5 protein-coding genes are annotated in these 9,026 nt (G+C 69.5%); 2 read left to right on the top strand and 3 right to left on the bottom strand.

Going from position 1 to position 9,026, the window contains the following annotated elements; translation table 11 throughout:
* Window positions 1–286 precede the first annotated feature (286 nt).
* Together ABYX71_RS08445 and purB are read right to left on the bottom strand one after the other, a co-directional pair.
* On the bottom strand, window positions 287–790 hold the full coding sequence (locus ABYX71_RS08445; RefSeq protein ID WP_372696057.1) for a hypothetical protein: 504 nt from the start codon (window positions 788–790) through the stop codon (window positions 287–289).
* A complete protein-coding gene (purB, locus tag ABYX71_RS08450) occupies window positions 790–2,157 on the bottom strand; it encodes an adenylosuccinate lyase (RefSeq protein WP_372696058.1) in 1,368 nt (455 codons plus the stop codon). The genes ABYX71_RS08445 and purB overlap by 1 nt, the downstream gene beginning before the upstream one ends.
* Window positions 2,158–2,316: 159 nt before the next feature.
* On the opposite strand from purB, the gene acnA reads away from it, so the two are divergent.
* Window positions 2,317–5,016: an aconitate hydratase AcnA gene (gene acnA, locus ABYX71_RS08455; protein ID WP_372696059.1), complete on the top strand. Its 2,700-nt coding sequence runs from the start codon at window positions 2,317–2,319 to the stop codon at window positions 5,014–5,016.
* A gap of 13 nt (window positions 5,017–5,029) precedes the next feature.
* Window positions 5,030–6,517, top strand: a complete 1,488-nt coding sequence (locus tag ABYX71_RS08460; RefSeq protein ID WP_372696060.1) for a TonB-dependent receptor — start codon at window positions 5,030–5,032, stop codon at window positions 6,515–6,517.
* 282 nt (window positions 6,518–6,799) lie between these two features.
* On the opposite strand, the gene ABYX71_RS08465 is transcribed toward ABYX71_RS08460, so the two are convergent.
* Window positions 6,800–9,026: vitamin B12 dependent-methionine synthase activation domain-containing protein (locus ABYX71_RS08465; RefSeq protein ID WP_372696061.1), on the bottom strand; the 2,227-nt coding region annotated here is incomplete at its 5' end.

Genomic DNA, 9,026 nt, shown 5'->3' on the forward strand with positions numbered 1-9,026 from the left:
CCGCGGGGATGAACCGCGCTGCTGGTATCGGTTGCGCGAGGTGGTGTTGTGTTCCCCGCACCCGCGGGGATGAACCGGCGACGCGCACGCTGGACGTGTTCGCGTACGCCGTGTTCCCCGCACTCGCGGGGATGCGCTGCGGGTCGTCGGGCTCATAACCCGACAGTCTCGCGCAGCAGGGTCCGCGGGGGTGCGGGGGGACCGTCAACCGTATGCAACGGTTGGCAACCATGGTCAATTTGATGCCGCGCGTGAGCTCAGGCCCGGGTCGCTGCGGACGTTCGGCTCAGGGTGCGTTTGCGGGCTGTGGTGGGTCGCCAGTGCCGGGTGCGGCGGTTTCGCTTGTCGCCAGCGAGGCGCAGTAGCCTTCGATCAGGGCCGGCACGCGGTGCGGGTCGTGGTCGTAGGCCAGCACGTAGTGGTGGGCGTGCAGCAGCAGCCACAGCGGCGGGTCGTCGCTGCCGTGGCGCAGGACTTCCAGACCGCAGCGCTGTTCCTTGCTCTTGAGGGTGGCGCGCACGTAGTCCATGTAGCCACTGCCCAGTTCGGCGCGCCGGCCAAGGCGCACGGCGCCGCTGGGGCCCTGGAACAGGGTTTTGTCGCCGACCGCGCGGCCGTCGAACACGTAGCCGGGCGGCAGGGTCAGCACGCCGTCGAATACGCGTATGAAGACGGCGCCACCGGCGGCCACCGGTTCCGGGCAATCCGGCTGCGGTGCCGGTACGGGAGCGGGCGTGCTGGCGCAGGCGCCGAGCAGCGCGGTGGCGGCCAGCGGCAGCAGCCGGCGCATCAGATGTCCCGCGCCAGGCGCGCGGCCAGCCCGGTGTAGGCGGCCGGGGTGAGGGCGGCCAGGCGTTCCCGTTCGCTCGCCGGCAACGGCAGCTGCGCCACGAACTCGCGCAGTGCCTGGGCGGTGATGGCCTGGCCGCGGGTGAGCGCTTTCAGTTGTTCGTACGGGTTTTCCACGCCGTGGCGACGCATGGCGGTCTGGATGGCTTCGGCCAGCACTTCGTGCGCGTGGTCGAGATCGCGCGCCAGGGCGCCGGTGTCGACCTGCAGCTTGCCCAGGCCCTTGTGCAGCGATTGCCACGCCAGCAGCGTGTAACCGGCGGCCACGCCGACGTTGCGCAGCACGGTGGAGTCGGTCAGGTCACGCTGGAATCGCGACACAGGCAGCTTGCGCGCCAGGTGTTCCAGCAGGGCATTGGCGACGCCGAGGTTGCCTTCGGCGTTCTCGAAGTCGATCGGGTTCACCTTGTGCGGCATGGTGGACGAGCCCACCTCGCCGGCCACCACCTGCTGGCGGAAGTATCCCCACGACACGTAGCCCCACACGTCGCGGCACAGGTCGATCAGCACCGTGTTGCAGCGGGCCAGGGCGTCGAACAGTTCGGCGATCCAGTCGTGCGGTTCGATCTGCGTGGTGTAGGGGTTGAAGCTCAGGCCAAGACCGCTGACCAGCTGCTCGGCCAGGTGCGGCCAGTCGACGTCGGGGTAGGCGGTCAGGTGGGCGTTGTAGTTGCCCACGGCGCCGTTGAACTTGCCGAGTATTTCCACCCCGGCGATGCCGTCGCGCTGGCGGCGCAGGCGCGCGACCACGTTGGCCAGCTCCTTGCCCAGCGTGGTGGGCGTGGCCGGCTGGCCGTGGGTGCGGGCCAGCATGGGCGCCTCGGCGGTGGCATGGGCGAGGTCGGCCAGCTTGCCGAGCAGCGTGTCCAGGTGCGGCAACAGTACGTCGGCGCGCACGTCGCGCAGCATCAGCGCGTAGGCGAGGTTGTTGATGTCTTCGGAGGTGCAGGCGAAGTGCACGAAGCCGCGCGCGGCGGCCAGTTCGTCGTGTCCTTCGAACTGCTCGTAGATGAAGTATTCGAGCGCCTTGACGTCGTGGTTGGTGGTGCGCTCCAGGGCCTTGACCCGGCCCGCGCCGGCCTCGTCGAACGCGCGCTCGATGGCGTCCAGGCGGGCCAGGGCATCGGCGCTGAAGGCGGGGAGTTCGGCGATCTGCGGCGTTGCCGCCAGCAGCCGCAGCCAGGCCAGTTCCGCCTGCAGTCGGTAGCGGATGAGGCCGTACTCGCTGGCCAGCGGGCGCAGGGCGGCAATTTTTTCCTGATAACGGCCGTCCAGCGGCGACAGGGCGGTCAATTCGAAGGTGGACATGGGGCTCCAGGCGGGCGGGCGCGCATTGTGCGGTGCCAAAACACAGGTCAGCAGCGGCGGTGCTTGGCTATAATTCTAGCCCGCTCGCGCCAGTCCCACGGCGCGTTTCGTTGTCCGTCGGTATGACGGCAGCACCGTCATACCCTGCCAGGAGTCGTCATGGGTCAGTCCAAGTTTGCCGCCTGCCGTCGCACGCTGGAGCTCGCCAGCGGCCAATCCGCCGCCTACTACAGCCTGCCGGCATTGGCAGAACAGGGCCTGGGCGATCCCGGCCGGCTGCCGTACTCGGTCAAGGTCTTGCTGGAATCGGCGCTGCGCCACCAGGACCACCCGGCGCTGGAACCGCATCATGTCGAGGCGCTGCTGGCCTGGGGCCGCGGCGATGCCAACGCCGAGGTGCCGTTCATCCCCGGCCGGGTGATCCTGCAGGATTTCACCGGCGTGCCGTGCGTCGTTGACCTGGCCGCGCTGCGCAGCGCCATGGCGACTGCCGGCAAGGACCCGCAGAAGATCGAACCGCTGGTGCCGGTGGACCTGGTGATCGACCACTCGGTGCAGGTGGACTTTGCCGGCAACGAGCAGGCCCTGCCGAAGAACGTGAAGCTCGAGTTTCAGCGCAACCTGGAGCGGTACGAGTTCCTGCGCTGGGGGCAGTCGGCGTTCGACACGCTGAGCATCATCCCGCCGGCCGTCGGCATCGTGCACCAGGTGAACCTGGAGCACTTCGCGCGCGGCGTGCTGCGCAACAAGGACGGCGTGCTGTACCCGGACTCGCTGGTCGGCACCGACTCGCACACCACCATGATCAACGGCCTCGGCATTGTCGGCTGGGGCGTCGGGGGCATTGAGGCCGAGGCGTGCATGCTCGGTCAGCCGATCTATCTGAAGATGCCGCAGGTGGTGGGCGTGCGCCTGACCGGCAAGCTGCGCGAGGGCGTGACCGCCACCGACCTGACGCTGACGCTGGTGCAGATGCTGCGCAAGTTCGGCGTGGTGGAGAAGTTCGTCGAGTTCTTCGGCCCGGGCCTGGACGCGCTGCCGCTGGCCGATCGCGCCACCATCGCCAACATGGCGCCCGAGTACGGCGCCACCATCGGCTTCTTCCCGGTCGACGCCGAGGCGCTGAAGTACCTGAAGAACACCGGCCGGCCGGCCGAGGTGCTGGACGAGGTGGAGCGCTACTACCGGGCGCAGGGCATGTTCCGCACCGCCGACAGCGCCGAGCCCGAGTTCACCGACGTGCTGGAGCTGGACATGAGCACGGTCGAGCCGAGCCTGGCCGGCCCCAAGCGCCCGCACGACCGCGTCGGCCTGTCCAAGGTGAAGGAAAGCTTCCTGAATGCGCTGACCACGCCGGTCGACAAGGACGGCTTCGCCGTGCCGGCGGACCGCCTGGACGCCACTGCCCCGGTGGCCGGCAGCGGCGAGACGCTGCGTCACGGCTCGGTGACCATCGCCGCCATCACCTCGTGCACCAACACCTCCAACCCGTCGGTGATGGTGGGGGCGGGCCTGGTGGCCAAGAAGGCCGCGGCCAGGGGCCTTACCGTGCCCGGTTACGTCAAGACCAGCCTGGCGCCCGGTTCGCGGGTGGTCAACAGCTACCTGGAACGTGCCGGACTGCTCGAACCGCTGCAGGCGCTGCGTTTCAACGTGGTCGGCTACGGCTGCACCACCTGCATCGGCAACTCCGGCCCGCTGGACGAGCCGGTGGTCGATGCCATCAACGCCGGCGACCTGGTCGCCGCGGCGGTGCTGTCCGGCAACCGCAACTTCGAGGGCCGCGTCAGCCCGCACACGCGCGCCAACTACCTGGCCTCGCCGCCGCTGGTGGTGGCGTACGCACTGGCCGGCCGCGTGGACATCGATTTCGAGCGCGAGCCGATCGGCACCGGCAGCGACGGGCAGCCGGTGTACCTGCGCGACATCTGGCCGAGCGGCGCCGAGGTGGCCGAGGCCATGGCGGCGGCCAGCGATCCGGCCCTGTACCGGCAGGAATACGGCAACGTGGCGCAGAGCAACCCGGAATGGAACGCCATTGCCGCCGACACGCAGTCCGCGGTGTACAGCTGGCGCGAGGATTCCACCTACATCCAGCACCCGCCGTACTTCGAGAACTTCCCGCCGCAGCCGGCGCCGATCGCGCCACTGAAGCAGGCGCGGGCGCTGCTGATGCTGGGTGATTTCGTCACCACCGACCACATCTCGCCGGCCGGCAACATTGCCGCCGATTCGCCGGCCGCGCGCTACCTGATGGAGCACGGCGTGCAGAAGGCCGACTTCAACAGCTATGGCTCGCGGCGCGGCAACGACCGCGTGATGACGCGTGGCACCTTCGCCAACATCCGCCTGAAGAACGCGCTGGTGGCTCCCAAGGAGGGTGGCTGGACCCGCTACCTGCCGACCGACGAGCAGATGTCGGTGTACGACGCCGCCATGCGCTACAAGCAGGACGGCACGCCGCTGATCGTGCTGGCCGGCAAGCTGTACGGTGCCGGGTCGTCGCGCGACTGGGCCGCCAAGGGCACCTTCCTGCTGGGCGTGCGCGCCGTGCTGGCCGAGAGCTTCGAGCGCATCCACCGCTCGAACCTGATCGGCATGGGCGTGCTGCCGCTGCGCTTCAAGGAAGGCGACAACGCGCAGTCCCTGGGGCTGACCGGCGAGGAGACGTTCTCGCTGCCGGACCTGGGCGATGGCCTCAAGCCGCGCCAGGAGCTGACCTTGCGCGTGACGGCTGCCGACGGCAGCGAGCGTGACATTTCGGTGGTGGCCGGCATCGACACGCCGATCGAGGTCGAGTACTACCGTCACGGCGGCATCCTCAACTACGTGCTGCGGCAGTTCATGGCCGCTGCCTGAGCGGCGGCCGCGTATGGACACGTCCTCCGACGTCGACGCCCACATCACCCCGGCGCTGCTGATGGAAGCGCCGGGCGCCTTGCAGAAGGCACTGGCGGTCAACCTCGACCCGGCGCAGTACGGCAGCATCGTCGAGATCGGCGCCGGGCAGGAGACGGCGCGGTATTTCTTGCGCGCCGGCGGCGCCGCCGGCACCGTGGCCAAGACCATGTCGGCCTACGACATGACCTTCTCGGACGCCATCTACGGCCGCGCGCCGGGAGGGCGGTATGTCAGCCGGGCACGCCTGGCGCGCATGCTGGAGCACGAGTTCGGCCTGCTGATCGAGCGCCTGGAAGGGCGGCGCGAGTCGGAGACCACGTTCTTTGCCTACGCCGCCACGGTGGCGGCGCAAAGCTACAAGCGCCGGTCCGAGTGCCACGGCTGGCTGGGGGTGCGCCTGCAGCTGCGCCCCGGCGGTCCGCCGAACGACATCGTGCTGCACGTGCGCATGCTCGACGCCGACGCCCGTGCCCAGCAGGAAGCGCTGGGCATCCTGGGTGTCAACCTGATCTACGGCGCCTTCCATCACGCCCAGTCGCCGGAAAAGCTGATCGAAAGCCTGGCCGACGACCTGTCCGGCGGCGCCAGCGCCGGTTCGGACCGCATCGAGATCGACATGATCGAGTTCAGCGGCCCGGACTTCGCCGATTGCGAAAACCGCCTGCTGAACCTGCACCTGATCCGCAGCTGGCTGACGCGGGCGGTCATGTTCGACCCCGACGGCCATGTGGTGCAGCCGGGCGAGGCGCTGCGGCGCAAGGACGTGCTGGCGGTGCGTTCCAACTTCCGCCCGGTGACGCGCCGGCACGAGGACATGTTCATGGCCGGCCTGGCGGCCTTTGGCAGCGACATCGACGACGTGCTGCCGGTGGCCGAGATGACCATGGCCACCGTCATGGAGGACGGCGACCGGGTCGACAACGCGGACTTCCTGGCGCGTGTCGACACCCTGACCGCGCTCGGCTACTACGTGCTGGTGTCCGACTACCTGCGCTATTTCCGCCTGCGGGCCTTCCTGCGCCGCTACACGCAGGGTCGCATCGGCATCGTGGCGCGGCTGGACAACCTGCGCGATATCTTCAGCCCCGCGTTCTACGACGACCTCGAGGGCGGCATCCTGGAGGCGTTCGGGCGCCTGTTCTGCGACAAGACCTGGATGTACGTGTACCCGGCGCGTGGTGCCGACGGTCAGCTCGTGACCGCCGACACCTTCGAGCCGAACCCTGCCGTGCAGCACATCTATCGTCACCTGCACGAGGCCGGTCGCATCCAGGCGCTCGGCGGCTTCAACCCGGCGGCGCTCGACATCGACTGGCGCCAGGTGCTGCCGGCACTGCGTGTCGACGCGCCCGGCTGGGCCAGGCAGGTGCCGCCCGTGGTGGCGGAACTGATCCGAAACCGCGGCCTGTTCGGCTACCCGGCGCCGCTCGAGGCGTCCGAAGGGCAGTCCGGCTCCTAGCCCGGACACTGCGCCGGCCGGCGCCCGCGCTCTGCCCGGGCGGCGGGGTGCGAAATCACCCGGCCGTCGAAGGCAGGCGGATCAAGCGGCGGCGCCAGCGGCTGGGTGACCGGGCCGCAGGTCCGGTGCCGGGCGGCATCGGCGAGTCCCTGCGGGCCGAATGTCCGCCCGCACGGGTGCAGGGTGCGGCGGCCATGGCCGCATCAATTGATCAATCGAAGGTTTGCGCCACCGACGCGTTGTCCGGCGGCACAGCCTGATGCCGTGCCGCGGCCGTGAGTCTCAGTTCTCATACCCCACATTCGGCGCCAGCCAGCGCTCGGCCTGCGCCTGCGTCCAGCCCTTGCGGCGGGCGTAGTCTTCCACCTGGTCGCGGCCGATCGGGCCGACGCCGAAGTAGCGCGCCTTCGGATGCGCGATGTACCAGCCGCTGACGGCGGCCGTGGGCAGCATGGCGAAGTGTTCGGTCAGGGTCATGCCGGCGTTGTGCTCGGCGTCCAGCAGCTGCCACAGGGTGGCTTTCTCGGTGTGGTCCGGGCAGGCCGGGTAGCCGGGGGCGGGGCGGATGCCCTGGTACTGCTCGGCGATGAGGGCGTCGTTGTCCAAATGCTCGCCGGCGGCATAGCCCCAGATGTCGGTGCGCACGCGCTGGTGCAGGCGCTCGGCCAGGGCCTCCGCCAGCCGGTCGGCGAGCGCCTTGAGCAGGATGGCGCTGTAGTCGTCGTGCGCCGCCTCGAAGCGGGCCACGTGTTCGTCGATGCCGATGCCGGCGGTGCAGGCGAAGGCACCCAGCCAGTCGGCAAGCCCGCTGTCCTGCGGCGCCACGTAGTCGGCCAGGCACAGGTTGGGCACGCCATCCGGCTTTTTCTGCTGCTGGCGCAGGTGGTGCAGGGTGGTCAGCGTGGCGGTGCGGTCGCTGTCGGCGTACAGCGTGATGTCGTCGCCGTGGGCATTGGCCGGGAACAGGCCGATCGCCGCCCGCGCGCGCAGCCAGCGTTCGTCCACGATGCGCGCGAGCATGGCCTTCGCGTCGGCGAACAGCTGGCGGGCGTGTTCGCCGACGGTGGCGTCGTCGAGGATGCGCGGGTAGCTGCCGGCCAGTTCCCAGGCCTGGAAGAACGGCGTCCAGTCGATGTAGTCCACCAGCTCGGACAGCGGGTAGTCCTCGAACAGGGTCAGGCCCGGCTGGCGTGGCGCGACGGGCCGGTAGTCGGCCCAGTCGGTGGCAAAGGCGTTGGCGCGCGCGTCGGCCAGTGACAGCAGGGCGGTGCGCTGGCCCTTGGCGGCGTGGCGCTGGCGCAGCTGCACGTAGTCCTCGCGCGTTTGCTGAATGAACGGCCCGCGCAGCTCCGGCGAGATGAGGTTCTGGGCCACGCCGACGGCGCGCGAGGCGTCCTTGACGTAGACGGTGGCGCCGTCGAAGGCCGGGGCGATCTTCACCGCCGTGTGGGCGCGCGAGGTGGTGGCGCCGCCGATCAGCAGCGGGATGTCGAGGCCCTCGCGCTGCATTTCGCTGGCGACGTGGACCATCTCGTCCAGCGAGGGGGTGATCAGGCCGGACAGGCCGATGATGTCCACCTGCTGCTCGCGTGCGGTGCGCAGGATCTTGTCGCACGGCACCATGACGCCGAGGTCGATGACCTCGAAGTTGTTGCACTGCAAGACGACGCCGACGATGTTCTTGCCGATGTCGTGCACGTCGCCCTTGACGGTGGCCATGAGGATGCGCGCCTGGGCGCGGGCGTTGGCGTCCTTTTCGGCCTCGATGTAGGGCAGCAGGTACGCGACGGCCTTTTTCATGACGCGCGCGCTCTTGACCACCTGCGGCAGGAACATCTTGCCGGCGCCGAACAGGTCGCCGACCACGTTCATGCCGTCCATGAGCGGGCCTTCGATGACCTCGATCGGCCGCGCGAAGGCGTGGCGCGCTTCCTCGACGTCCTGCTCGACGTAGTCGGTGATGCCGCGCACCAGGGCGTGCTCCAGGCGCTTGGCCACCGGCTGCTCGCGCCAGGCGAGATCCTGCTCCGGGCGGGCGGCGCCGCCGGTGCCGCGGTAGCGCTCGGCGATTTCCAGCAGCCGTTCGGTGCCGTCGGGCCGGCGGTTCAGCACCACGTCCTCGACCCGCTCGCGCAGGTCGGGGTCGATGTCGTCGTACACGCCGAGCTGGCCGGCGTTGACGATGCCCATGTCCATGCCGGCCTGGATGGCGTGGTACAGGAACACGGTGTGTATGGCCTCGCGCACCGGCTCGTTGCCGCGGAACGAGAACGACACGTTGCTGACGCCGCCGCTGATCTTGGCGTGCGGCAGGCGCTGCTTGATCTGCCGCGTCGCCTCGATGAAGTCGACGGCGTAGTTGTCGTGTTCCTCGATGCCGGTGGCGATGGCGAAGATGTTGGGGTCGAAGATGATGTCCTCGGGCGGGAAGCCGATTCCCAGCAGCAGGTCGTAGGCGCGTTTGCAGATCTCGGTCTTGCGCGCGTAGGTGTCGGCCTGGCCCTGCTCG

The sequence above is a fragment of the Immundisolibacter sp. genome, from assembly GCF_041625615.1.
Taxonomy (GTDB): domain Bacteria; phylum Pseudomonadota; class Gammaproteobacteria; order Immundisolibacterales; family Immundisolibacteraceae; genus Immundisolibacter.